Below are 22,280 nucleotides of genomic sequence, written 5' to 3'. Positions count from 1 at the left end.
GCTCACGACCCGGCCGGTACGCTCCTCGCATGGATGCGGCGGCGGACGACCGGTTGCGCTCGGTGGTGCTGGTCGGGGTGGCTCTGGCCGCGCTGGCGCTGGGTGGCTGGTGGTGGCGTGCCGCTGCGCCCGCCCCGGTGGGTCCACCGGTGGTCGCGCCCAGCGTCAGCACCGAACTGGAGCGCATCGTGGCCAGTGGTGTGCCCGAGGACCGGGTGACGGTGTGGGTGGACCCGCAGACGGGCGAAGCCGTCCGGCTGGGCGGCGACCGTGGCCGGGTGATCGAGCTGGAGACGGATGCGAGTGCCGACACCGGCGCCGATGTGGGGGTCCTCGTACCCGGGAGCGACCTACCCTCGTTCCGCGACACGATCTGGAGAGAGCAGCGGGAGTTGGCGCCCGGTGAGGAGCGGACCCGACAGGCGTCCGACGACGGCGCGCGCTATCTGTTGCAGTACCGGTGCACCCGGCCCGGCACCCTGGCGGTGACGAGCACCGGGGCCGAAATTGTCGGTCCGCCGCGCATCGACTGCGACGGCACGCTCGCCTCGGCCCAGGTGCTGCCCGGCGGTGGGCCGTTCCGCGTGTCGCTGTCGGCCGTCGGGGACCGGCCCATCGACGTCCAGGCGCAGCTCGTCGCGCTGCCCCCGTCGTAGGCTGCGGGGTCGTTGCTCGTTCAGCGGGCCAGGGCGGTCAGATCATCCTGGTACGCGTCGACGGGCCCGACGCCGGGCAGCACCCGCGTCACCACGCCGGTGCGGCCGACCAGCAGCGCGTTGGCGGCACCGGGGCCCAGGAACGAGCGCAGACCGCCGGCGGGGTCGGCCAGCGCGCGGACGCCGTCGAGCGGCGGTGCGGTGGCGACGGCCCGGCCCTCGGTCACGGTGACGACCGTGACGCCGGCGGGCGCCGCCGCCACGGCCTCGGTGACGACGTCCGGGCAGCCACAGTCGTCCACCAGGATGATCATGGCGGGGAGCAGGCCACGGAGCGGCACGGGCGTCTGCCCGGCGTCGACCAGGTCCAGCGCGGGCAGCGCCCGGCCGGCGAGGGGCATGGGCGGCGTGGAGGGTGCCGGGGTGGGCCGGTCGGTGCTCCGGCCGGCGCGGGGCCAGGTGACGGCGAGCAGGCCGGTCAGGGTGGTGAGCACCGCCACCAGCAGGACGAGCAGCGGCAGGGCGAGTGCCCGGCGTCCGGCGTACCGGCCGGTGGCTCGGCGAAGGTCACGACGTACCTGGGCGGCTTCGCTGGCGAGAGCTGAGGCGTCGTCGGGAACGACGATGCGGCCCCACTCGGGTGGTAGGTCGGGCAGGCCGTCGGGCGGCCCGTGGCCCTCTGCGTCCGGCTTGCCCATCGGACCCCCCAGGAAGCGTCTCGAGAGCGGAGTGTGGCTCGGACTCCAGGGTCCCGCACCGGGGGCACCTCCCGCTACATCTGGGCGCGGTCCCGCACGCCGGGATACCATGGGAGGAGCGCATAGCCCTTGATCTCGACGTTCTGCTCATCCGTATCGGGAAGTCATCCGATCGTCACAGAGCGTGTTTGAACCACCGGTTTGACCGCCTGTCAAGCTGAAGAAAGACCTCTCACAGGGCCCCTGAGCTGCGCCAACGGTCAGGACATCGGTGAGACATCGTTGCCTGAGCGTGTTACCCTAGACACAGCGAAAGGGGTTTCGAACCTATGGTTTTCAGTGTCGGCGAGACCGTTGTCTACCCCCACCACGGGGCCGCACTCATCGAGGCAATCGAGACTCGGGTCATCAAGGGCGAGCCTAAGCAATACCTCGTCCTGAGGGTCGCGCAGGGTGACCTGACGGTCCGGGTGCCGGCTGAGAACGCCGAGATCGTGGGCGTTCGTGAGGTGGTCGGCGAAGAGGGCCTCGGTAAGGTCTTCGACGTTCTCCGGGCTCCGCACACCGAGGAGCCGACCAACTGGTCGCGGCGTTACAAGGCCAACCTGGAAAAGCTGGCCTCCGGCAACCCGCTGAAGGTCGCCGAGGTCGTGCGCGACCTGTGGCGCCGGGAGCGGGAGCGGGGCCTCTCCGCAGGCGAGAAGCGGATGCTGGCCAAGGCCCGCGACATTCTCGTCGGCGAGGTCGCGCTGGCTGAGAAGAGCACCAAGGACGAGGCGGAGACGCTGCTCGACAAGGTCCTCACCGAGGCCTAGTCCGCACACAGCATCGTCGTACCCACTTCGTAGCGAAGAAACCACCGAGGACCGCGACGTGACCGCGCAGCTCAACCCGCGCGGTGACGTCGCGGTCCTCGTGCCTGCGGCGGGTGCCGGCGTACGGCTCGGCCCCGGCCGACCCAAGGCGTTGCGTCTGCTCGCCGGCGAGCCGCTCCTGGTGCACGCGGTGCGCCGGCTCGCCGCCGCCGCATCGGTCCACACGATCGTGGTGGCCGCACCCGCGGCCGAGGTGGCGGGTGTCCGCGAGCTGCTGGCCCCGGTGGCACCGGTGACCGTGGTGGCCGGCGGCGCCGAACGGCAGGCCTCGGTCGCCGCCGCGCTCGCCGCCGTGCCGGCCGGCCCGACGATCGTCCTGGTACACGACGCGGCCCGCGCGTTGACCCCACCCGAGCTGGTCGAATCGGTCGCCGCCGCAGTTCGGAGTGGGCACGCCGCGGTGATCCCGGTCCTGCCGGTGGTCGACACGATCAAGGAGGTCGGTGCCGGCGAGGTGGTGCTGGGCACCGTCGACCGATCGGCCCTGCGCGCGGTGCAGACCCCGCAGGGTTTCCGCCGGTCGGTGCTGACCGCCGCGCACGCCGCCGCGGGTGATCCACTCACCGACGACGCCGGCCTGGTCGAGAAGCAGGGCGTAATGGTGACGTGTGTGCCCGGCTCGGAGTACGCGCTGAAGATCACCCGCCCGTTCGACCTGACACTGGCGGAGCATCTGCTCGCCGCCGACGCCTGACGCGTCACGCCGTGGCTCAGGACGGCGACGGGGGTCTCCGGCCCGGTGGACAGCGCCCCGTCGGGCGATTCGGCGCGGCAGGACCGGTTGTTCGTTCGCCGCGTACTCTCGGATCATGATCGTTCCTCGGGTGGCCATCGGCACCGACGTGCACGCGTTCGAGCCGGGCCGGCCCTGCTGGGTGGCCGGTCTGTTCTGGCCCGACCAGGATGGTCTGGCCGGGCACTCGGACGCCGACGTCGCCGCCCACGCCGCCTGCAACGCGCTGCTCTCCGCCGCTGGTCTCGGTGATCTCGGTTCCGCCTTCGGGGTGGGTCAGCCGGAGTGGGCCGGTGCGTCCGGGGTGGCGCTGCTGACCGAGACGGCCCGTCGGGTGCGGGCTGCCGGCCTGGAGATCGGCAACGTCTCCGTGCAGGTCATCGGCAACCGGCCCAAGATCGGTCGCCGTCGGGAAGAGGCCCAGCGGGTGCTCTCCGAGGCCGTCGGCGCACCCGTGACCGTCTCCGCCGCGACCACCGACGGGCTCGGTTTCGCCGGCCGCGAGGAAGGTCTGGCGGGCGTCGCCGTCGCCCTGGTGTACGACGCGCCGGCCGCCTAGGCTCGCCGCGATGTCCACCGATCCCGCTCCCGACCAGTTCGCCGCCGACGGCTACCTCGAACGCGCCCAGCTCCTCGCCGAGCTGGGCCGCCACGACGAGGCCGTCGGCGAGTTGACTGAAGGGCTCGCGTTGAAGCCCGCCGACCCGAAAGCCCTCACCATGCTGGCTCGGGTGCATCTCGCCGCCGACCGGCCGGTCGACGCGCTCGCCGCTGCGGACTCGGCCGTGGCCGCCGCACCGGACGCTCTGCCGGCGCTCGCCGCGCGGGCCATGGCGCTGGTCGACCTGGGGCGGTACGCGGAAGCGGCGGCCATCGCCGACCGGCTGTTGGCGCTCGGGCCGACCGACGCGTACGCGCAACGCAGCGCGGCGGCGATCCTGGCCGACGCGCGCAACGGCCAGCCGGCGCTGAACGCGGCCTGGCGTGGGGTCGAGCTGGCCCCCCAGGAGCCGCAGGCGCACCTGGTGCTCAGCCTGGTCGCTGCTCGGCTGGAGCTGTTCGACCTGGCCGAGCGGGCCTACCGGGAGGCGTTGCGGCTCGACCCCCGCCTCACCGAGGTCGGGCACGACGTCGGCGTCCTGCGCCTGGAGCAGCGCCGCTGGTCGGGAGCACTGGAACAGGTGGCGGAGACGGTCACTCCCGGCCCGAGCCGGATCGACTCCCCTCGGACGCTCGCCTACGGCCTGCATCGCCTGGTGCTCTACGGCGCGGGCTGGTCACTGGTAGCCGCGGTGGTGGTCGCGTTCGCGGCGTCGACGAGTGACGGGTTCTCCCGGGTCCTGGCGGTGCTCGCCGCGCTGACCGGCGCCGTCGTGGTTTGGCAGCTCGCGTCACGGCTACCGGGGCTCACCCGGACCGTCCTGCCCGCCATGGTGCACGCCGACCGGACGATGGCCCTGGCCATCTACGCGGTGGCCGCCGCGCCACTGCTGCTGCTCGTGTACGCGGTGGTCGGCTCGCCGTGGCCGCTGGTGCTGGCGATCGTCGCCACGGCAATAGCCGAGTTCGCGGTCTTCAGCCGAACAGCCTTCCGCTAGCCGCGACGCGCCCACGTCCAGGCGTACGCCTCGTCCTCGCAGGCGCGTGCCGCGTCGCAGAGGTCGAGGGGGCGGAAGGTGTCGACCATGACGGCCAGTTCGTCGAAGTAGTCCGCGCCGATGGAGCGCTCGGCGGCACCCGGCTGAGGACCGTGGGTGAACCCGGACGGGTGCAGCGAGATCGAGCCCTGCTCGATCCCGGAGCCGCGCCGGGCCTCGTAGTTGCCGCCGGTGTAGAAGAGCATCTCGTCGGAGTCGACGTTGTGGTGGTTGTACGGCACCGGGATCGACTGCGGGTGGTAGTCGACCTTGCGCGGCACGAACGAGCAGATGACGAAGTTCGGGCCCTGGAAGGTCTGGTGCACCGGCGGGGGCTGGTGGATGCGCCCGGTGATCGGCTCGAAGTCGTGGATGGAGAACGCCCACGGGTAGAGGTGTCCGTCCCAGCCCACCACGTCGAAGGGGTGGTTGGCGTACACGTGGCGGGTCCAGCCACGGCGGTGCCGGACCAGGACCTCGACCTCCTCGCCGTCGACGAGCAGGGGCGTGTCCGGGCCGCGCACGTCGCGTTCGCAGTACGGCGAGTGCTCCAGGAACTGCCCGCGTACGGAGAGGTAGCGCTTGGGTGGGCCGATGTGCCCGGACGCCTCGACGGTCAGCAGTCGGACGGGCGCGTCGCCGGTGGGGACCAGCCGGTGGATGGTCGAGGTGGGGATGACGACGTAGTCGCCGGCGACCGCGTCCAGGGCCCCGAACGGTGACTCGACCCGCATGGTGCCCGCCTCGACGTACAGGCAGTGGTCGCCGGTGGCATCGCGGAACAGCGGCGACGGGCGGTCGGCGAGCACGTACCCGATGCGGACGTCGTCGTTGGCGAGCAGGTACTGCCGGCCGAGGATCGGGTCGGCGTCACCGGCGTCGAGCTTGTGGGTGCGCAGGTGGCGGGGCTTGAGCGGCAGGTTCGGCGCGCGGGTGAACGCGGGTGGGGTGAACTCGTCGGCGGCGATGATCGCGGTGGGCGCGTGCCGGTGGTAGAGCAGGGACGAGTCGGAGGAGAAGCCCTCCTGACCCATCAGCTCCTCGGCGTAGAGGCTGCCGTCGGGCTGGCGGAACTGGGTGTGGCGCTTGCGCGGCACCTCGCCGACGCTGCGGTAGTACGGCATGTCGCCTCCCGATCTATCCCGTTCACCGGCCGAAGGCGTCCGATAATCGGACGCTGTTGTCCGTTCCTCGTAGCGTCCCGTAGATTCTTGTTCCGTGTCAACGCAGGTGCCCGCGCTCCTTCACGCCCTGGTGGACGACGCTGCCGTCTTCCCACCGGGCAGCGCCACGCTGCACGACGCCGTGCAGGCGCACCGCAAGCACCGCACCGCCTGGTATGCCGACCTGGTCGGCCCGCTGCTCGTCCCCGCCTCGACCGTCGTGACCGGCGAGCTGAGCGGTCTGGTCGAGCCCGGCGAGGGCCTGGTGATCGGGCTGATCGGTGACACCGGGATCGCCGGCCTGCCGTTCGCGCTCTCCTTCCTGGCGCCGGACGGCGTCACGGCCCGCCAGGTCGAGGTGGCGGTCGCCAAACGGGGCGAAGACCCACTGCCCGGCACCACCGAGCTGCTGCGGCTGACCGAGGCCATGCCGGGCATCGAGGCCGTGTACGCCGAGCTGCCGTTGACCTTCGGGCTGACGGGTGCACTGGACGCGCTCACCGCCGCCCGGGCCGACGGCGTGCCGATCGCCGCCAAGTTCCGCACCGGCGGCCTCGCGGCCGAGCTGTTCCCCACCCCGGCCGAGCTGGCGGCGGTGATCTGCGCCTGCCGCGACCGCGCCCTGCCGTTCAAGCTCACCGCCGGGCTGCACCAGGGTCTGCGGCACCTGGACCCGGAGACCGGGTTCACCCACCACGGCTACACGAACGTGCTGGCCGCGACGCTCGCCGCCGCCGACGGGGAGAGCGTGCGGGTGGTCGCCGAGCTGCTGACCGCTCTTGACCCGCGTCCGCTGCTGGAACGCGTCAAAGGACGGCTGGACGCGCCGCGCCCACTCTGGGTCGGCTTCGGCTCGTGCAGCATCCTGGAACCACTTACCGATCTGATCCGGCTGGGGCTGGTGAACGGGGGCTACGACGCATGACCTGGGTGAGCGGCGTCGACGGTTCGCCGTACGGCGTGACGAACCTGCCGTACGGGGTGTTCTCCTCGGGCGGGGGCGAGCCGCGGATCGGCGTACGCGTCTCCTCGTGGGTGTTGGACCTGGCCGGGGCGGAGGCCGCGGAGCTGGTGCTCGCCGCCGGCACGCTGCGCCGGCCCGCCCTCAACGACTTCATGGCTCTCGGGCGTCCCCAGTGGACAGCGGTCCGGCAGCGGATCGTGGAACTGCTGACCGATCCGGCGCACCGGCCGGCGGTCGAGCCGCTGCTGGTGCCCCTGGCCGACGTGGAGATGCTGCTCCCGTTCGAGGTGGCCGACTACGTCGACTTCTACTCCTCGGAGCACCACGCGTCGAACGTCGGGCAGATCTTCCGCCCGGGTCAGCCGCCGCTGCTGCCCAACTGGAAGCACCTGCCGATCGGCTACCACGGGCGGGCCGGCACCGTCGTCGTCTCCGGCACGCCGGTGGTCCGGCCCACCGGGCAGCGGGCGTCCGCCGAGGGTCCGGTGACGGGCCCGTCGGTACGCCTCGACATCGAGGCCGAGGTCGGCTTCGTGGTCGGTGTGCCCAGCGCGCTCGGCGACCGGGTGTCGGTGGACGACTTCGCCGATCACGTCTTCGGGGTGGTGCTGGTCAACGACTGGTCGGCCCGGGACATCCAGGCCTGGGAGTACCAGCCGCTCGGCCCGTTCCTCGGCAAGTCCTTCGCCACCTCGGTCTCGGCCTGGGTGACGCCGCTGGAAGCGTTGGCCGACGCCTTCGTGCCTGCGCCGGACCAGGACCCGCCGGTCGTCGACTACCTGCGCGACGTGCCGCACCTGGGGCTCGACCTCCGGCTGGCGGTCGAGTGGAACGGCGAACGGGTCAGCGAGCCGCCGTTCGCCGGCATGTACTGGACGCCGGCCCAGCAGTTGGCACACCTCACCGTCAACGGCGCGTCCCTGCGCACGGGCGACCTGTACGCCTCGGGCACCGTCTCCGGCCCGGACCGCTCCCAGGTCGGCTCGTTCCTGGAACTGACGTGGGGTGGGGCCGAGCCCGCCAAGGTCGGCACCGAGAGCCGTACCTTCCTCGCCGACGGCGACACCGTCACCATCACCGCCACCGCGCCTGGTCCGGACGGCACCACCATCGCTCTCGGTGAGGTCACCGGAACGGTCCGCCCGGCCCGCTGACCCGGCCCGTCCCGCGGGCCTGCGCCCCGCCCGGACCGTCTGCCACCTAACTCGACTTCGGATTCACTCGACTTCGGTTTCCTTTGCTCTGCTTCACCCGACGCAACACCTGGGGCCGCTCAGTGTTGCGTCCGCTGAAGCAGAGCAAAGGGTCCGCCGGTTCACCTCGGCCCGCGCCGGAGCCGCCTGAGTGCCTGCCCGTCGGGCCGTCTCATCGATGAGACTCGTTATCGCACCGTCTGTGCGATAACCAGAAGCGGTTACCCCGTTGATCACGCGGATCACGTTGCCCCGCCACCCCTTCGGTCGGATTCCGTCCGGCCGGGTGGTGGGGCATCCCGACGCACACGGAGGTAACAACGATGCACGATCTCACCGGCGCGCTCTGGCGCACCAGCAGCCGATCCAACGACCAAGGGCTCTGCGTGGAGGTGGCGGACAACCTGGTCGACGTGATCGGCCTGGTCGCGGTCCGCGATTCCAAGGACCAGAGCGGTCCCACACTTGCTGTCAGCCCGCCGGGATGGACAGCATTCGTCGGCGCGATCAGGTCCGGTCGCTTCGAGCGCTGAGCGGTGTCGCACCGGTGAAACGGTGCGACATGGCCGCCGAAAAGGGACACGTGGCCTCCGGGTGGTGGAATTTCCGTCCGGGGGCCTCGTCCTGCCCGCACCTCCCGTACCGTCGACGGCACGGGAGGGTGACATGTCGACGGTCGCGGTTACCGGTTTCATCGAGGCGCATGCTGTCGATGTCTGGTGCCTGCTGACCGACCTGTCCGCCCGGGCCACCCGGCTGGCCGGGGCCGACACCGTCCACGTGCTGACCCCGGGTCCGTTCGGGCCGGGCACCGCCTGGCGGGAGGAGCGCGTCCAGCCCGGTGGCGGCACGGTCATCGAGGAGTTCCTGGTGGTGGAGGCGTTCGCGCCGCAGCGGCTGGTGCTCTGCTCCTCCGGCGCCGGCGCGGACTACCGGATCACGTGGAGCCTGCGGCCGGTTCGCCGTCGCCGCCGCCCGTGCACAGCCATCACCGTCACCCAGGAGGCGGTGCCCACCGACCCGTACGGACGGGTGGTGGCACTGCTGCTCGGTGGCCTCGCCGCCCGCGCGGTCGAGGTGGCGCTCCGGCGTGACCTCGCCGACCTGGCCGTCGCGGCCCGGGCCCTCGGCTCGCTCGAAGCGGCCTGACCTCCCGCTCCCGCCGGAGGTTCGACCCGTACGACCTGGCCGGGCTCGGACCCGCTGCGCTGGGTAGGGTGCCGGGCGGAGGTGCGGCATGGGGTTCCCGAGGGGCCGGCGACGGCTCGTGCTGGCGGTGGCGGTGCTGCTCGCCGTGGCGGCCGTCGCGGTCGTCGTCCACCGGGTGCTCGCACCGGCCGAGGTGAGTACGCCGGCGCACGGTGCCTATCCGGCCGCGCCCCGACCGGCCGCCGGTGTGATCGGTCGACTGCCGGTCGCCCCGTTGATCGTGGACGGGACGCTGCGGGTGTACGCCGCCCACCGCCAGGTCTATGCCGACCGACCGGTGGACGGGCGCTACCGGACCACGCCCTACTGGTCGTACCGGCGGTGGCCGGCGGAGCTGACCGGGGTGGTGGCGAGCGGCAGTATCGTGGTCAGCCGCTGGTCGGACGGTCGGCTGGTCGCGCTCGACGCGTCCACCGGTCGGGTGCGGTGGCGAGCCGATGGCCCGAAGCCCACCGAGAGCCGGGCGGTGGCACGGCGTACCGGTGCGGCAGTCGTCTGGGATCCGCGCGGGCTGCACCTCACCGACCTGACGGACGGCCGCACGGTGGTGGTGGTCAGCGGAGACGCCGAGGCACGCGGGGTCGAGGTGAATGGCGGTCAGCAGTTGTGGCGGGTCGACCTGCCCGGCCGGTGCCGCAGCGATGTCGGCACCACCGACGGGGGACAGCTGATCGGTCTGGACAGGTGTGCCGGGCCCGCGACCGTCGAGTTCCGGGACGCGGCGACCGGCGCGGTACGCGAACGGTGGCGACCGCCGGTTGGGTCGGAGGAGTTGGTGGTGACTCCGCTCGGTTGTCGTACCGGCTGGTCGGACTGCCAGGCCCTGCGCACGGCGGGGCCGGGTGACGAGGCCGGTCGGGGGTGGCTGGTGGGTGCGGGCGAGCCGGTCGCTGCCTCCGCGCTCGACCCGGCCGGTGCCACTGTGGTGGGCGAGCAGGCCGTGGTGGTGCTCGACGGGGTGGCGGTGGGCCGCTCGGTGCGTACGGGCGCGGAGCTGTGGCGGCGTGCCGATCTCGGTGTGGCACGGGTCCTGGCGGCGCAGCCCGGCCGGGTGCACCTGCTGACCGAGGCCAACGACCTGGTGACGCTGGACCCGGTGACCGGTACGCAGCTGTCCCGCTTTCCGCTGGAGGTCGGACGGGACGGGACGAGGTGGCTGCCCGGGGCGGTGGGGGCCGAGGGCGGCTACGTCGCGGTGGAACGCCTGCGCAGGCCGGTCGACCCCGCCGGCGACGACAGGCGTTACTACCTGACGGCGGAAGCGGTGGTCCTGGCCGCCACCTGATCGTGGTGTTCCCGGTGGCTGCAGAGCTGAACTGTCCATACCCTTTGTCGGTAAAAGGTATGTTTCTCACGGTTCAGTTCTCCGGGAAGGGGTCAGTGCATGGGCAGGACAGGCAACTACCTCGTGGGTGGCGCGCTGGTCGCCGCGGCGAGCCTCGCACTGGCGGGTCCGCCGGCGCTCAACGCGGATGCCGCCTGGGCGCGCGGGTTCGGGGGCGTCCGGGTCGCGCCGTCGGCGGACACCGGCGTCACCTTCGAGATCCTGCCGGCGTCTCCGACGCCCACGCCGACACAACCCCCGCCACCCACGCCCACCCCCACGCAACCCACGTCGGCGCCGCCCCAGCCCACGCCCAGCCACGGTGGCCGACTGCCGGTCACCGGTTCGGGCGGTTCGACGTTGCTGCTCGCCGGTCTGGGTGTGACCCTGCTGGTGGTCGGTGGGTTCGCCGCCCGCCGGAGGAAGGCCTGACGTGCGCCTGCCGTCGGCGGTCGTGCGTCGCGTCGACGCCGGTGCGGCGTCGACGGCCCGACAGAAGTAGACAAACGGAGCCTATCTCCCCGATCTGGGTCAGGTTAGCGCCGCCTCCGCGGCGGCCAGAAACGCGTCGTTCTCGGCAGGGGTGCCGATGGTGACCCGGACGCCGTCCCCGGCGAACGGCCGGACGATCACCCCACGGGCCTCGCACGCCTTGCCGAACACCACGGCACGGTCGCCCAGCGGCAGCCAGACGAAGTTCGCCTGGCTGGTCGGCACGTCGGGCACGAACTTGCGCAGCGCCTCGGTGACCCGGTCCCGCTCGGCGACGACAAGCGCGCACCGGCGCTCCATCTCGTCCGCCTGGGCCAGTGCCGCGAGCGCGCCGGCCTGGGCAGCCGTGCTCGTGGAGAACGGCGTGACCACCTTGCGGACCGCCGCCGCCACGGCGGGCTGCGCGACCAGCCAACCGATCCGCAGCCCGGCCAGGCCCCACGCCTTGGACAGGGTGCGCAGCACCGCGACGTTCGGCCGAGCGACGTAGTCCAGGCCGTCCGGCACCTCGGGGTCGGTCACGAACTCCCGGTACGCCTCGTCGATGACCACCAGCACGTCGTCCGGCACGGAGTCGAGGAACCGGTCCAGCTCGGCCCGGCGTACGGCCGTGCCGGTGGGGTTGTTCGGGTTGCAGACCAGGATCATCCGGGTCCGGTCGGTGACCGCCGCCGCCATCGCGGCCAGGTCGTGACCGTGCCCGGCGTCGTTGGCGACCCGCACGCTTGTCGCGCCGCTGGTCGCCGCGATGATCGGGTACGCCTCGAACGACCGCCACGAGTAGAGCACCTCGTCGCCGGGCAGGCAGGTGGCCCGGACGAGGTGCTCGGCGAGCGCCACCGACCCGCAGCCGGTGGCGATCCGGTCGGGGTCCACGCCGTAGCGCTGTGCCAACGCGTCGCGCAGCGCGACGACGCCCATGTCGGGGTACCGGTGCGACGCGGTGACCGCTTCGGTGACGGCCTCGACCACACCCGGCAGCGGCCCGTACGGCACCTCGTTGCTGGCGAGCTTGATCGCCTCTGGCAGACCCAGCTCGCGGGCCAGGTCGGCAGGGCTGCGCCCGGGGACGTAGCTGGGCAGCGCGTCCAGGTCGGCGCGGGTCAGTCGCAGCGCCGGCTCGTGACGTCCGGAGTCGGTCATGGGGTGTCTCCCGAGGGCTGAGGGTGATCGTCGGTGGCGGGGGGACCGGTGGTCGCCGGGACCTCGACGACGACCGTCTGCGCGCGCCTGTCGTGCAGCGCCCGGCGCAGCGGGTGGTCGAAGAGGGGGGACAGGGAGTCGACCAGTTGCAGCAGCAGGCCGAGCCCGAAGCAGTACCAGAGGAGTGTGGGCATGCCCAGCGTCGACCACCGACGCAGCGCCCGGCCGAAGCCCAGCGGCTGGTCGGCGGCGATGGGGACCGCGCGGATCCGCATGACCCGCTTACCGATTGTCTGTCCGTTGCCCGCCATCGCGGGCACCTCGTACGCCAGCCACAGCGCGGTGGCGATCACCAGGATCACGATCTGGAGGAGCCCGGCCTGCTCGCTGATCGGCGGCATCCCCTCGCTGGAGGTGTTGCCCTCCGAGGCGCGCCGGAACGCCTCCCGCCAGTACGGTGCCAGCTCGTCCAGCCACCGCCAGACGAACCAGCCGTTGACAAGCGCGTTCAGTGCGAAGACGAGGCTGAAGTCGATCAGTCGGGCGACGAGCCGCCGGCCGTAACCGGCCAATCTGAACCCGTGCGGACGCGGCTCGGGCGGCCGGCCGGGCCAGCCGGGGGCCCAACCGGGCGGGAGGCCCTGCGGACCCCAGGCGGGAGGGCCGCCCGTTGGCGTCCAGCCGGGTGGAGTTCCCTGCGGTGGCCAGCCGGGCGGGCCGGCCTGTGGGCCCCAGCCGCCCGCGCCCGGCGTGGGCTGCGAGCCGTACCCCGGGTGCGGTGGTGGCCCGGCGTGCGGTGGTGGCCCCGCGTGCGGTGGCGACCCGGGGTGCGGCGGCCAGCCCGGCGTGGTGGTCACCGACGGGGCGGTGGCGGGCGCGGCCGGGGCGACCGGTACGGGCGGGGGCTCGGGCGGCGGCGGCCCGTCGGGCGGGGTCGCGTCGACGGGAATGGGCGCGCCGAGCCAACCCTCGCCGTCCCAGTAGCGACGGGTCTCGGGGTCGGCGGGGTCGACGTACCAGCCGGGATCCACACTCACGCCGACGCTCCGCTGCCGTACCTGCTGGTTCGCTCGCTCACGCCGCAACCTTAACGACGACCGTTTTGGCGAACTTGTCGTGGAGGCACTGCTGCCAGGGCTTGTCCCAGAGTTGCCAGAATCCGTCGGCGTAACTCAGGCCGGGGACCAGCGAGCAGGCCAGGTACTGCACGAGCCAGCGGCGGCCGGCCATCCCTCGGTCGAGCGTGCCGTTCGGGTCGAGCGGCACCACGCGCAGCTTCATGATCTTTTTGCCGAGTGTCTGGCCGCCGCGCTTGAGGTACTCCACGTGGTAGAGCCAGTACAGCCCGAGCAGCACGACGAACAGCCCGACCTCGAACAGCAGCATCGGCAGGAAGAAGCTGGTGAAGAAGGTGGCCGGGTCGGGCTCCACGAGAGTGCCGTCCGGGTTGGTCCGGGTCATCTCGCTGAACATGCGCCACCACAGGATGAGGAAGACCGGCATGAACAGCACGAGCGACACGACGCTCGCCAGTGCCGTGTCGATGAGCCAGGCGAGCAGCCGGTCACCGAAGCTGGCCAGGGGCTGTCCCGCCGGGCTGAGCGCGGGCGGGACGGCCGGCCAGTACTGCGCGGGGTGCCCGGGTGGGGCGTACTGCGGCGGCACCGCGTAGCCCGCTGGGGCGTGGTGCGGCGGGACGGCGTACCCCTGGGGGTGTGAGCCGGACGGCGGCGCGACGCCGCCGGCGGCGGGCGGAGGCCCACCCACCGGCGGCGTCTGGTACGGCGGAGGCTGCGTCACGCTCGACAGTGTTACAGGTTGCCGCGCGCTTCCTGCTCCCGCTCGATGGCTTGGAAGAGCGCCTTGAAGTTGCCCTTGCCGAAGCCCAGCGAGCCGTGCCGCTCGATCAGCTCGAAGAAGACGGTCGGGCGGTCCTGCACGGGCTTGGTGAAGATCTGGAGCAGATAGCCGTCCTCGTCCCGGTCGACCAGGATCTTGCGCTCCTTGAGCTGCTCGATCGGCACCCGCACGTTGCCGATGCGGGCGCGCAGCTCCGGGTCCTCGTAGTACGAGTCCGGGGTGTCCAGGAACTCCACGCCGGCGGCGCGCATCGCGTCGACGCTGGCCACGATGTCGTTGGTGGCGACGGCGATGTGCTGGGCGCCCGGGCCCTGGTAGAACTCCAGGTACTCGTCGATCTGCGACTTCTTGCGGGCGATGGCCGGCTCGTTGAGCGGGAACTTCACCTTGCGGGTGCCGTTCGCGACGACCTTGCTCATCAGGGCCGAGTAGTCGGTGGCGATGTCGTCGCCGATGAACTCCGCCATGTTGGAGAAGCCCATCACCCGCTTGTAGAACTCCACCCACTCGTCCATGCGGCCCAGCTCCACGTTGCCGACCACGTGGTCGACGGCCTGGAAGAACCGCTTCGGCTGGATGCCGGCGTCGATCATCGGCTGCCGGTCGACGATCGGGCCGCGGGCCACGAAGCCCGGCAGGAACGGGCCGCGGTAGCGGGAGCGGTCGACGAGCGTGTGCCGGGTGTCGCCGTACGCGGCGATGGCGGCCATCCGCACGGTGCCGTGCTCGTCGGTCACGTCGTGCGGCTCGACGACGCTGGCGGCGCCCTGCGCGACGGCGTGGGCGTACGCGGCGTCGACGTTCGGAACCTCGAGCGCGATGTCGCTGATGCCGTCGCTGTGCTTGGCCACGTGCTCGGCGCCGTCGGCGTCCGGACGCACCGCGCCGGTCAGCACGAACCGGGCCGAGCCGCTGGTCAGCACGTACTGGGCGTGGTCGCGGTAGCCCTGCTCCGGCCCCCGGTACGCCACACAGGTCATGCCGAACGCGGTGGAGTAGTAGTGCGCCGCCTGCTTGGCGTTGCCGACGAGGAAGTGCACGTGGTCGAGCCCACGGACGGGAAACGGGTCGTGGCTGATGTCGTGGTCGACAGCGCCGACGAGCCGGTCGATGTCGACGTCCTCGGTCGACTGGGGTCGGTCGATCGCCTGGGTCATGGTGGCCTCCCTCGCGTACCGGCCGGCCTCGTGGGCCGGTTCTTCACCGAAGGATCGCGGTACGGGCACCGGCTGGGCAACTGTTGACATAAAGGCTGGTCAGGTTGCGCATTCGGTATGGTCTGGACCCATGAATGGTGAGCAGGCTGTACAGCTCGACGTGCTCGATGTCCGGTTGGTCGAACTGCTCGCCGAGGAGCCGCGGATCGGGGTGCTGGAGTGCTCCCGGCGGCTCGGCGTGGCCCGGGGCACCGTGCAGGCGCGGCTGGACAAGCTTGTCGACCGGGGCGTCATCCTGGGCTTCGGTCCGGAGATCTCGCCGGCCGCGATCGGGTTCGGGGTGACCAGCTTCGTCACCTTGGAGATCAGCCAACGGCAGGGCCACGACCCGGTCACGGCGCACCTCGCGGCGATCCCCGAGGTGCTGGAGGCGCACACCATCACCGGTTCCAGCGACCTGCTCTGCCGAATCGTGGCCCGTTCCAACACCGACCTGCAACGGGTCATCGACCAGATCGTCTCGTTCACCGGTATCACCCGCGCCTCGACGATCATCGCGCTCGCGGAGCAGATCTCGTACCGCACGCTGCCACTGGTCCGCAGCGCTGTAACACCTTCCGGCACAGAAAGCGCGGCGACACGGCGGCGCGGGCGTACGGAAGATCCGTGATCGTGGCTACGGTGTGCGGGTGGCGAAGGGGAGCGTGCGCGTCGGGCTGCTGGCCGGCCTCGCCGTGGTCGTCGCCCTCGCCGCCACCGGCGTCTGGAATCCGTTCCCGGGCATCTGGGACTGGGTGGACCGCAGCGAACCCATCTCCGAGCCGGACGTGGTCTGGCAGCAGCGGGTCGGTGGCACCCCGCGCAGCGTGACCATCGCCGGCGACGCCGTCGTGGTCGAGCAGCGCACCCGGGTGGAGGCCCGCAGCCTGGCCACCGGCGCCCAGCTCTGGGAGCGCAAGGCGGACTGGGCGGCGGTCGCCGGCGGCGACCGCGATCCGGTCGTCGCCGTGGGCAAACTCCTGGTCAAGGGGTACGAGCTGCTCGATCCGACCACCGGGGCGACCCGGCGGCGCGACAACGACGCCGTGGCCGTGTGGACGTACCGGAACCTGCTGCTGGACGCCCGCTGCTCGGACGCCACCGACTGCACCCTGAGCGCGTGGGACCCGCGCGGCACCGCACCACTGTGGACCGCCTTCCTGCCCGGCGTGCACAGCGGCCTTCTCGCCGACAACCCCGGCCTGCGCGGCACGCGCCGGCTGACCGCCACCCGCGTCGACGACGGGGTGGCCGGGCCCGAGGCCGCGCCTCCGCTGCTCGGCTTCCCGGTCGACGGCCGCGTGCACGTCGTCGACACCGCCACCGGTCGGGTGTTGCAGAACGTCGAGCCCGGCCGGGACGAGCGGATCTCGGTGGTGGGCGGCCGGATGCTCCGGATCGCCGCCCGGTCGCAGGACGGCACCTGCTACTTCGCCATCTCGGCCCGTGACCCGGCGACCGGACAGGAGGCGTGGCAGCGGGCCGGGGTCAACCTGCGCACCGCCGACACCGCCGGCTGCGTCCAGCGCGAGGACCCGCAGGGCGCACGGAACGTGCTGATCGGCGTCGGCCCGGACGGCCGCGAGGCGGTCATCGACGGGTACGACGGGCGACTGCTCTGGGTCGGCGAGGCGAGCACCAAGCTCGTCGCCGTCGACGACCGCTACGCGGTGTTCCGCTCCGCGGACAAGCGCTCGGTGGTGTCCCGCGAACTCGGCGCCGACCGGGTGCGCTGGACCCGGCCGGCCAGCGCCAAGGCGGGTGCTGCGCTCACTCCGTACGCGGCGGTGCTCGCCGACGAGAAGCCGTCGAGGCTGGTCGCCCTCGACCCGCGCACCGGGCGGGAGCTGGCCGTGCTGCGGACCTCCGCGAACGCCCTCGCCGTCGGCTCGCAGGGCATGATCATCGGCGAGGGTCGGGAAATCGGGTACGTTCGCTTCGGCACCACGCCCGGCGCTCCCGTCCCGCCTCCCGGCAACGGCGGCAACCCCGGCCCGGGCGGCACCCGTCCCGGGCAGGGCGACGACGGCAACGGTGACTGCGGGCCCAAGGGTGAGCTGTGCACCGAACCGGACGGCGGCAAGGACGGCTGAGCGGGCGGTACTCCGGCGCGTCGAGCGCGGCCGGCCCGGGCGGATGAGAGCGGCGTCCCAGACCCCGCCCGGCGGGTGGGAATGATCGACCGGTCTGCCCTAGGCTTGCCGCTCATGAGCAGTGCCGCCGCATTCTCGTACGCCCCCCTGCTGCCGACCGGCCCCGACCAGACGGAGTATCGCCTGGTCACCGACGAGGGAGTGGACGTCGTACACGGCCCGGGGGGTCGTCGTTTCCTCACCGTGGAGCCGGCCGCGCTCACCGCGCTGACCGCCGAGGCGATGCACGACATCGCCCACTTCCTGCGCCCCGCGCACCTGGCGCAGCTCCGGGCGATCATCGACGACCCGGCCGCGTCGCCGAACGACCGGTTCGTCGCGCTGGACCTGCTGCGCAACGCCAACATCGCCGCCGGTGGGGTGCTGCCCATGTGCCAGGACACCGGCACCGCGATCGTGATGGGCAAGCGCGGCCGACACGTGCTGACCGACGGCGCGGACGCCGAGGCCATCTCCCTCGGTGTCTACCAGGCGTACACGAGGCTCAACCTGCGCTACTCCCAGCTCGCCCCGCTGACCATGTGGGACGAGCGGAACACCGGCAGCAACCTGCCGGCCCAGGTGGAGCTGTACGCCGAGGACCCGGACGGGCACCCGGACGCGTACAAGTTTCTCTTCATGGCCAAGGGCGGCGGTTCGGCCAACAAGTCGTACCTCTACCAGGAGACCAAGGCGCTGCTCAACCCGACGCGGATGATGCAGTTCCTGGAGGAGAAGCTGCGGCTGATCGGCACCGCCGCCTGCCCGCCGTACCACCTGGCCATCGTCATCGGCGGCACCTCCGCCGAGTACGCGTTGAAGACCGCCAAGTACGCCTCGGCGAAGTACCTGGACGCCCTCCCCACGCAGGGCTCGATGAGCGCCCACGGCTTCCGCGACCTGGAGCTGGAGGCGCAGGTGCTGGAGTTGACCCGTAACTTCGGCATCGGCGCGCAGTTCGGTGGGCGCTACTTCTGCCACGACGTACGGGTGGTCCGGCTGCCCCGGCACGGCGCGTCGTGCCCGGTGGCGATCGCCGTCTCCTGCTCGGCCGACCGACAGGCGGTTGCCAAGATCACCCCGTCGGGCGTGTGGCTGGAGCGCCTGGAGACCGACCCGGCGCGGTTCCTGCCCGAGGTCACCGACGACGCGCTCGAGGCCGAGACGGTCGTCCGGGTCGACCTGAACCGGCCGATGGACGAGATCCGCGCCGAACTGTCCAAGTACCCGGTGAAGACGCGGCTGTCGCTGTCCGGCCCGCTCGTGGTGGCCCGGGACATCGCCCACGCCAAGATCGCCGAGCGGCTGGACGCCGGTGAGCCGATGCCGCAGTACCTGCGTGACCACGCCGTCTACTACGCCGGCCCGGCGAAGACCCCCGAGGGGTACGCGTCCGGCTCGTTCGGCCCGACCACGGCCGGCCGGATGGACGCGTACGTGGAGAAGTTCCAGGCCGCTGGCGGCTCCCAGGTGATGCTGGCCAAGGGCAACCGGTCGGGTCAGGTGACCCGTTCCTGCCAGCAGCACGGTGGCTTCTACCTCGGCTCGATCGGCGGTCCCGCGGCCCGTCTCGCCCAGGACTGCATCAAGCACGTGCAGGTGCTCGAATATCCGGAGCTGGGCATGGAAGCGGTCTGGAAGATCGAGGTGGAGGACTTCCCCGCCTTCATCGTGGTCGACGACAAGGGCAACGACTTCTTCGCCGAGGTCACCAAGCCGGTGCTCACCATCGGCCACCGCTGACCGCTCCCTAACGCGAGGAGGCGCCAGGCGAACGCCTGGCGCCTCTTGCGTCGGTAATCGGGCTACGTCGAGCGGTGATCGCCGGACTACTCTGCTGGATGGTGTCCGATCGACGCGGAGGAGCAGATGCGGTTCGGGATCCTCGGGCCTCTGCGGGTTGGCGGTGGCGGGTCCACCGTCACTGCCGGCCGGGACCGGGTCGTACTGGCGATGCTGCTGCTCCGTGCCGGCCGGCTGGTGCCGGTCGACGAACTCATCGACGCGGTGTGGGAGGAGAGCCCTCCGGCCACCGCCCGTGCCCAGTTGCAGACCTGCGTTTCGCGGCTGCGGCGTCGCCTGACTGACCTGGGACTGCCCTCGCAGACCATCGTCACCGATCCGGCGGGGTACGGCGTTCGGATCGGACCCGCCGACCTGGACGCGCACGTCTTCGGCCGGGCAGTGGAGGAGGCCCGGTCCGCCGGTGGGGCTGGTCGTCTGCTCGACGCGCGTCTGCGGTATCGCGCCGCGTTGGGTCTGTGGCGGGGGCCGGCCCTGGGTGGTATCACCAGTCGCAGTGTTCGTCGTCGGGCGCAGACGCTCGACGAGCAGCGCCTGAGTGTGCTGGAGGAGTGCGTCGACGTCGAGTTGCGTCTCGGTCGGGCCGCTGAGCTGATCGAGGAGTTGGCCGAGAGCGTCGACCAGCATCCGCTGCGGGAGCGTCTGCGGGGTCAACTGATGCTCGCGCTGTCATCGGTGGGTCGGCAGGCAGACGCGCTCGCGGTGTACCGGGAGGGTCGGCGGGTCTACGCCGACGAGTTGGGCATCGAACCGGGTGCCGCGTTGCAGGAGTTGCACCAGCGGGTGCTCGCCGGTGACCTGGCCTTGGCCGGCCGGGAGACCCGGCCCGTCGTCCCGGTCCGCTCGCTACCCCGCGCGATCGGCGACTTCACCGGCCGGCAACAGACGCTGACGCGTCTGATGAAGGACGTGGAGGGCGGCGCGCGTATCCAGCTCATCGACGGCATGGCCGGCAGTGGCAAGACCACTCTGGCGGTGCACGTCGCCACCGTCCTCGCGGACGACTATCCGGACGCTCAGCTCTACATCGACCTGCACGGGCACAGCGAGAGTATTCCGGTGACACCGTCCGCGGCCCTGGCCATGCTGCTGCGACAGCTCGGTATGCCTGCCGACCAGGTCCCCACCAGTCAGGACGGCCGGTTGGCGCTGTGGCGGACGGAGCTCGCCGGCCGACGGGCCCTGGTGGTGCTGGACAACGCGGCCACCGCCGACCAGGTGACACCGCTGCTGCCCAACGGGTCGCACTGCCTGGTGCTCATCACCAGTCGTCGCCGGTTGGTCGGTGTGGACGAGGGTCGACCATCCTCGCTGCCCGTGCTCGACAGCGACGAGGCGGTCGAACTCCTCGGGCACGTGGTCGGTCCCGACCGGGTGGCAACCGAGCCGGAGGCGGCCCACGAGGTCGTCCTCCGCTGCGGGTACCTCCCGCTCGCCATCCGGCTGGCTGGTGCCCGACTGGCTCACCGGCCCCGCTGGCGGATAGCCGACCTCGCGGAGCGGCTGAGGAGCCGCTCCGATCCGTTGACCGAGTTCGAAGCGGGCGACCGGTCCGTCGGTCGGGCCTTCGCGCTGTCGTACGCCCAGGTGTCGACGGCGGCGCAGCGTGCGTTCCGGCTGCTGGGCCTGTACCCGGGAGTACGGTTCGACACCTCGGTCGCGGCCGTCCTCGTCGACCTGTCCCTGCCCGGCACACAGGATCTCCTGGACGAACTGGTCGACGCGCACTTGATGGAGGAGGCAGAGCCCGGCCGCTACCGGCTGCACGACCTGGTCCGCGAGTACGGTCGGACATTGATGGCTGACCCGGAGCGGGCGGGGGAGAGGCGGGACGGCATCGAGCGCCTGCTCGACCACCACCTGCACGTCGCCATGGCGATCGCCCGCAGCGGAGAACTCTCGGCCGCTCGGCCGCTGCTTGCCGGAACGGAGCCGATCCGTCCCGACCTGGCCACGATCGCGGCCGAACAGGGGAGCGCCTGGTTCGACGAAAACCTGGCCCTGTGGCCCGCCCTCGTCCGCTTGGCAGAAGGGGAGGGGTTCCTGCGGCACTGCTGGCAGTTGGCGAGGGCCTGCTGGAACGCCCAGTTCGAGAGCGGCCGCCTCGACGAGTTGATCGAGACGCACTCCGCCGGCCTGCGTGCCGCGGAGGAGTTGGGCGACGAGAAGGCACTGGGGACGCTGCTCAACTATCTCGCCTCGGCCCACTACCGGCTGAGTAACTTTCCCGAGGCGATCCGGGTGATGGAGAGATCGCTTGAGATCTTCCGCCAGCTCGGTCTGCATCGCGAGTATCGCAACACCCTCGGTAACCTGGGCATCTCGTATGCCGCGAACTTCGAGTTCCACCGGGCCACCGAGGCACACGACGCCGCTCGGACGCTGGCGACACGCATGCGTGACGACTTGGCGTTGGCGAACGAACTCAACAACCAGGCGATGACGCTGCTGCTGTGGGGCTGGCTCGACGAGGCAGTGCGCGCCGCCCGCAAGCACCTGGGGATCGCACGGGAGCTCGGCGACCCGCGCCGGATCTCCAACGCCCTTGGGCACCTCGGCATGGCCCGGCACCGGTTGGGCGACCTCGAGCCGGCCAGCCGGCTGCTGTGGGCGGCGTTGCGCATGAAACGACAGGTGGGCGCCCGATTCGGTGAAGGCGAGGTGCTGAACGAGATCGGGACGATGGAACGGGAGGCTGGCCGTCCGGAGCGGGCCGCCGAACTGCACCGTGCGGCGCTCGTCGCGATGACCGACGTGGGGGACCGGACCGCCCAGTGCGTTTCGCGCATCCTGCTGGCCCGAGCCATCCTGGCCCAAGGGGACGTGACGAGTGCTCTCGACCTGTACCGACGGGTGTTCGCGGACGCGACCCGGTTGGGTGTCCGATACGAGCAGGCTCGGGCGCTGGAGGGTATCGGCCGGTGTCTGGGTACGACCGACCCGGCCGGGGCCCGCGCGTACCTGGGCCGAGCGCTGGACCTGTACCGCCAGATCGACGTGCCGGACCGGCACGAGGTGGAACGGCTGCTCGCCGAGTTGGGTTGACCGATCACTGCTGTCGGCGACGGGCGCGGCAGGATCTCGTCACGCGACGAGGCGCCAGGCTTTCGCCTGGCGCCCCTCCCGTCGGTAGCACTTCCACCGACATCGGTACGCCCGCCCACTGGGGGGTGGGGCGGTCGCACCGCCCCCGTCGGATGTC

The 22,280-nt window shown here is 71.9% G+C and carries 21 protein-coding genes; 15 read left to right on the top strand and 6 right to left on the bottom strand.

Features of this window, described 5'->3' with window-relative positions:
* Positions 1 to 29: 29 nt before the first annotated feature.
* On the top strand, positions 30 to 656 hold the full coding sequence (locus ABZU91_RS12945) for a hypothetical protein (protein ID WP_355238426.1): 627 nt from the start codon (positions 30 to 32) through the stop codon (positions 654 to 656).
* 20 nt (positions 657 to 676) lie between these two features.
* Here ABZU91_RS12945 and ABZU91_RS12940 read toward each other — a convergent pair whose 3' ends face one another.
* Entirely contained in the window at positions 677 to 1,354 is a 678-nt protein-coding gene (locus tag ABZU91_RS12940) for a hypothetical protein (protein WP_355238423.1), read from the bottom strand.
* A 329-nt stretch (positions 1,355 to 1,683) separates the two neighbouring features.
* Between ABZU91_RS12940 and ABZU91_RS12935 the strand changes: the two genes are divergently transcribed.
* The 4 genes from ABZU91_RS12935 to ABZU91_RS12920 all read left to right on the top strand — a co-directional run bounded on the left by ABZU91_RS12935 (position 1,684) and on the right by ABZU91_RS12920 (position 4,560).
* Complete coding sequence (locus ABZU91_RS12935; protein ID WP_007073334.1) at positions 1,684 to 2,169, top strand: CarD family transcriptional regulator; 486 nt, start codon at positions 1,684 to 1,686, stop codon at positions 2,167 to 2,169.
* Positions 2,170 to 2,227: 58 nt separating this feature from the next.
* Positions 2,228 to 2,923, top strand: coding sequence for a 2-C-methyl-D-erythritol 4-phosphate cytidylyltransferase (gene ispD, locus ABZU91_RS12930; protein ID WP_355238418.1), 696 nt, complete (start codon positions 2,228 to 2,230; stop codon positions 2,921 to 2,923).
* Between the two features lie 112 nt (positions 2,924 to 3,035).
* Entirely contained in the window at positions 3,036 to 3,521 is a 486-nt protein-coding gene (gene ispF / locus ABZU91_RS12925; RefSeq protein WP_355238832.1) for a 2-C-methyl-D-erythritol 2,4-cyclodiphosphate synthase, read from the top strand.
* A 10-nt stretch (positions 3,522 to 3,531) separates the two neighbouring features.
* Positions 3,532 to 4,560, top strand: a complete 1,029-nt coding sequence (locus tag ABZU91_RS12920; protein ID WP_355238415.1) for a tetratricopeptide repeat protein — start codon at positions 3,532 to 3,534, stop codon at positions 4,558 to 4,560.
* Here the strand turns inward: ABZU91_RS12920 and ABZU91_RS12915 are convergent.
* The gene (locus tag ABZU91_RS12915; RefSeq protein WP_355238413.1) at positions 4,557 to 5,723 is read right to left on the bottom strand and encodes a homogentisate 1,2-dioxygenase domain-containing protein; all 1,167 of its coding nucleotides are present in this window, start codon (positions 5,721 to 5,723) and stop codon (positions 4,557 to 4,559) included. The two genes, ABZU91_RS12920 and ABZU91_RS12915, sit on opposite strands and share 4 nt — an antisense overlap.
* Before the next feature lie 94 nt (positions 5,724 to 5,817).
* On the opposite strand from ABZU91_RS12915, the gene ABZU91_RS12910 reads away from it, so the two are divergent.
* The 6 genes from ABZU91_RS12910 to ABZU91_RS12885 all read left to right on the top strand — a co-directional run bounded on the left by ABZU91_RS12910 (position 5,818) and on the right by ABZU91_RS12885 (position 10,884).
* Positions 5,818 to 6,687, top strand: a complete 870-nt coding sequence (locus ABZU91_RS12910) for a hypothetical protein (protein ID WP_355238410.1) — start codon at positions 5,818 to 5,820, stop codon at positions 6,685 to 6,687.
* Positions 6,684 to 7,880, top strand: a complete 1,197-nt coding sequence (gene fahA, locus ABZU91_RS12905; protein WP_355238407.1) for a fumarylacetoacetase — start codon at positions 6,684 to 6,686, stop codon at positions 7,878 to 7,880. The genes ABZU91_RS12910 and fahA overlap by 4 nt, the downstream gene beginning before the upstream one ends.
* Before the next feature lie 362 nt (positions 7,881 to 8,242).
* Positions 8,243 to 8,452 carry a DUF397 domain-containing protein gene (locus tag ABZU91_RS12900; RefSeq protein ID WP_355050986.1) on the top strand — a complete coding sequence of 70 codons (210 nt, stop codon included), beginning with the start codon at positions 8,243 to 8,245 and terminating at the stop codon, positions 8,450 to 8,452.
* A 133-nt stretch (positions 8,453 to 8,585) separates the two neighbouring features.
* Positions 8,586 to 9,068, top strand: coding sequence for an SRPBCC family protein (locus tag ABZU91_RS12895; protein ID WP_355238404.1), 483 nt, complete (start codon positions 8,586 to 8,588; stop codon positions 9,066 to 9,068).
* Between the two features lie 88 nt (positions 9,069 to 9,156).
* Entirely contained in the window at positions 9,157 to 10,413 is a 1,257-nt protein-coding gene (locus tag ABZU91_RS12890; protein WP_355238401.1) for a PQQ-binding-like beta-propeller repeat protein, read from the top strand.
* 99 nt (positions 10,414 to 10,512) lie between these two features.
* The gene (locus ABZU91_RS12885; RefSeq protein WP_355238398.1) at positions 10,513 to 10,884 is read left to right on the top strand and encodes an LPXTG cell wall anchor domain-containing protein; all 372 of its coding nucleotides are present in this window, start codon (positions 10,513 to 10,515) and stop codon (positions 10,882 to 10,884) included.
* Positions 10,885 to 10,983: 99 nt separating this feature from the next.
* On the opposite strand, the gene hisC is transcribed toward ABZU91_RS12885, so the two are convergent.
* From hisC to hppD, 4 genes are read right to left on the bottom strand one after another with little or no spacing between them, the layout of a single operon-like run.
* Positions 10,984 to 12,087, bottom strand: coding sequence for a histidinol-phosphate transaminase (hisC, locus tag ABZU91_RS12880; RefSeq protein WP_355238394.1), 1,104 nt, complete (start codon positions 12,085 to 12,087; stop codon positions 10,984 to 10,986).
* Positions 12,084 to 13,124, bottom strand: a complete 1,041-nt coding sequence (locus ABZU91_RS12875; RefSeq protein WP_355238391.1) for an RDD family protein — start codon at positions 13,122 to 13,124, stop codon at positions 12,084 to 12,086. Before ABZU91_RS12875 ends, hisC begins: the two co-directional genes overlap by 4 nt.
* 37 nt (positions 13,125 to 13,161) lie before the next feature.
* Positions 13,162 to 13,887, bottom strand: coding sequence for an RDD family protein (locus ABZU91_RS12870; RefSeq protein WP_355238388.1), 726 nt, complete (start codon positions 13,885 to 13,887; stop codon positions 13,162 to 13,164).
* 11 nt (positions 13,888 to 13,898) lie between these two features.
* The gene (gene hppD / locus ABZU91_RS12865; protein ID WP_355238385.1) at positions 13,899 to 15,104 is read right to left on the bottom strand and encodes a 4-hydroxyphenylpyruvate dioxygenase; all 1,206 of its coding nucleotides are present in this window, start codon (positions 15,102 to 15,104) and stop codon (positions 13,899 to 13,901) included.
* A gap of 130 nt (positions 15,105 to 15,234) precedes the next feature.
* On the opposite strand from hppD, the gene ABZU91_RS12860 reads away from it, so the two are divergent.
* The 4 genes from ABZU91_RS12860 to ABZU91_RS12845 all read left to right on the top strand — a co-directional run bounded on the left by ABZU91_RS12860 (position 15,235) and on the right by ABZU91_RS12845 (position 22,123).
* Positions 15,235 to 15,774, top strand: a complete 540-nt coding sequence (locus ABZU91_RS12860) for an Lrp/AsnC family transcriptional regulator (RefSeq protein WP_355238382.1) — start codon at positions 15,235 to 15,237, stop codon at positions 15,772 to 15,774.
* A gap of 46 nt (positions 15,775 to 15,820) precedes the next feature.
* Positions 15,821 to 17,236, top strand: coding sequence for a PQQ-binding-like beta-propeller repeat protein (locus ABZU91_RS12855; protein WP_355238829.1), 1,416 nt, complete (start codon positions 15,821 to 15,823; stop codon positions 17,234 to 17,236).
* A gap of 114 nt (positions 17,237 to 17,350) precedes the next feature.
* Positions 17,351 to 19,018 carry a fumarate hydratase gene (locus ABZU91_RS12850; protein WP_355238379.1) on the top strand — a complete coding sequence of 556 codons (1,668 nt, stop codon included), beginning with the start codon at positions 17,351 to 17,353 and terminating at the stop codon, positions 19,016 to 19,018.
* Between the two features lie 126 nt (positions 19,019 to 19,144).
* Positions 19,145 to 22,123: a BTAD domain-containing putative transcriptional regulator gene (locus ABZU91_RS12845; protein ID WP_355238376.1), complete on the top strand. Its 2,979-nt coding sequence runs from the start codon at positions 19,145 to 19,147 to the stop codon at positions 22,121 to 22,123.
* Positions 22,124 to 22,280: the final 157 nt, after the last annotated feature.

The sequence above is a fragment of the Micromonospora sp. NPDC005174 genome, from assembly GCF_040608495.1.
In the GTDB taxonomy this organism is placed as follows: Bacteria; Actinomycetota; Actinomycetes; order Mycobacteriales; family Micromonosporaceae; genus Micromonospora.
Note: the sequence above shows the minus strand (reverse complement) of the source record. Positions and strands in the feature narration are given on the sequence as shown.

Bases quoted from the DNA above. Each gene is read 5' to 3' on its own strand.
- ABZU91_RS12915 (WP_355238413.1), bottom strand. From the start codon at position 5,723: ATGCCGTACTACCGCAGCGTCGGCGAGGTGCCGCGCAAGCGCCACACC.
- ABZU91_RS12920 (WP_355238415.1), top strand. From the start codon at position 3,532: ATGTCCACCGATCCCGCTCCCGACCAGTTCGCCGCCGACGGCTACCTC.
- ABZU91_RS12900 (WP_355050986.1), top strand. From the start codon at position 8,243: ATGCACGATCTCACCGGCGCGCTCTGGCGCACCAGCAGCCGATCCAAC.
- ABZU91_RS12890 (WP_355238401.1), top strand. From the start codon at position 9,157: ATGGGGTTCCCGAGGGGCCGGCGACGGCTCGTGCTGGCGGTGGCGGTG.
- ABZU91_RS12885 (WP_355238398.1), top strand. From the start codon at position 10,513: ATGGGCAGGACAGGCAACTACCTCGTGGGTGGCGCGCTGGTCGCCGCG.
- fahA (WP_355238407.1), top strand. From the start codon at position 6,684: ATGACCTGGGTGAGCGGCGTCGACGGTTCGCCGTACGGCGTGACGAAC.
- hisC (WP_355238394.1), bottom strand. From the start codon at position 12,087: ATGACCGACTCCGGACGTCACGAGCCGGCGCTGCGACTGACCCGCGCC.
- ABZU91_RS12850 (WP_355238379.1), top strand. From the start codon at position 17,351: ATGAGCAGTGCCGCCGCATTCTCGTACGCCCCCCTGCTGCCGACCGGC.
- ABZU91_RS12895 (WP_355238404.1), top strand. From the start codon at position 8,586: ATGTCGACGGTCGCGGTTACCGGTTTCATCGAGGCGCATGCTGTCGAT.
- ABZU91_RS12935 (WP_007073334.1), top strand. From the start codon at position 1,684: ATGGTTTTCAGTGTCGGCGAGACCGTTGTCTACCCCCACCACGGGGCC.
- ABZU91_RS12945 (WP_355238426.1), top strand. From the start codon at position 30: ATGGATGCGGCGGCGGACGACCGGTTGCGCTCGGTGGTGCTGGTCGGG.
- ABZU91_RS12845 (WP_355238376.1), top strand. From the start codon at position 19,145: ATGCGGTTCGGGATCCTCGGGCCTCTGCGGGTTGGCGGTGGCGGGTCC.
- hppD (WP_355238385.1), bottom strand. From the start codon at position 15,104: ATGACCCAGGCGATCGACCGACCCCAGTCGACCGAGGACGTCGACATC.
- ABZU91_RS12860 (WP_355238382.1), top strand. From the start codon at position 15,235: ATGAATGGTGAGCAGGCTGTACAGCTCGACGTGCTCGATGTCCGGTTG.
- ABZU91_RS12940 (WP_355238423.1), bottom strand. From the start codon at position 1,354: ATGGGCAAGCCGGACGCAGAGGGCCACGGGCCGCCCGACGGCCTGCCC.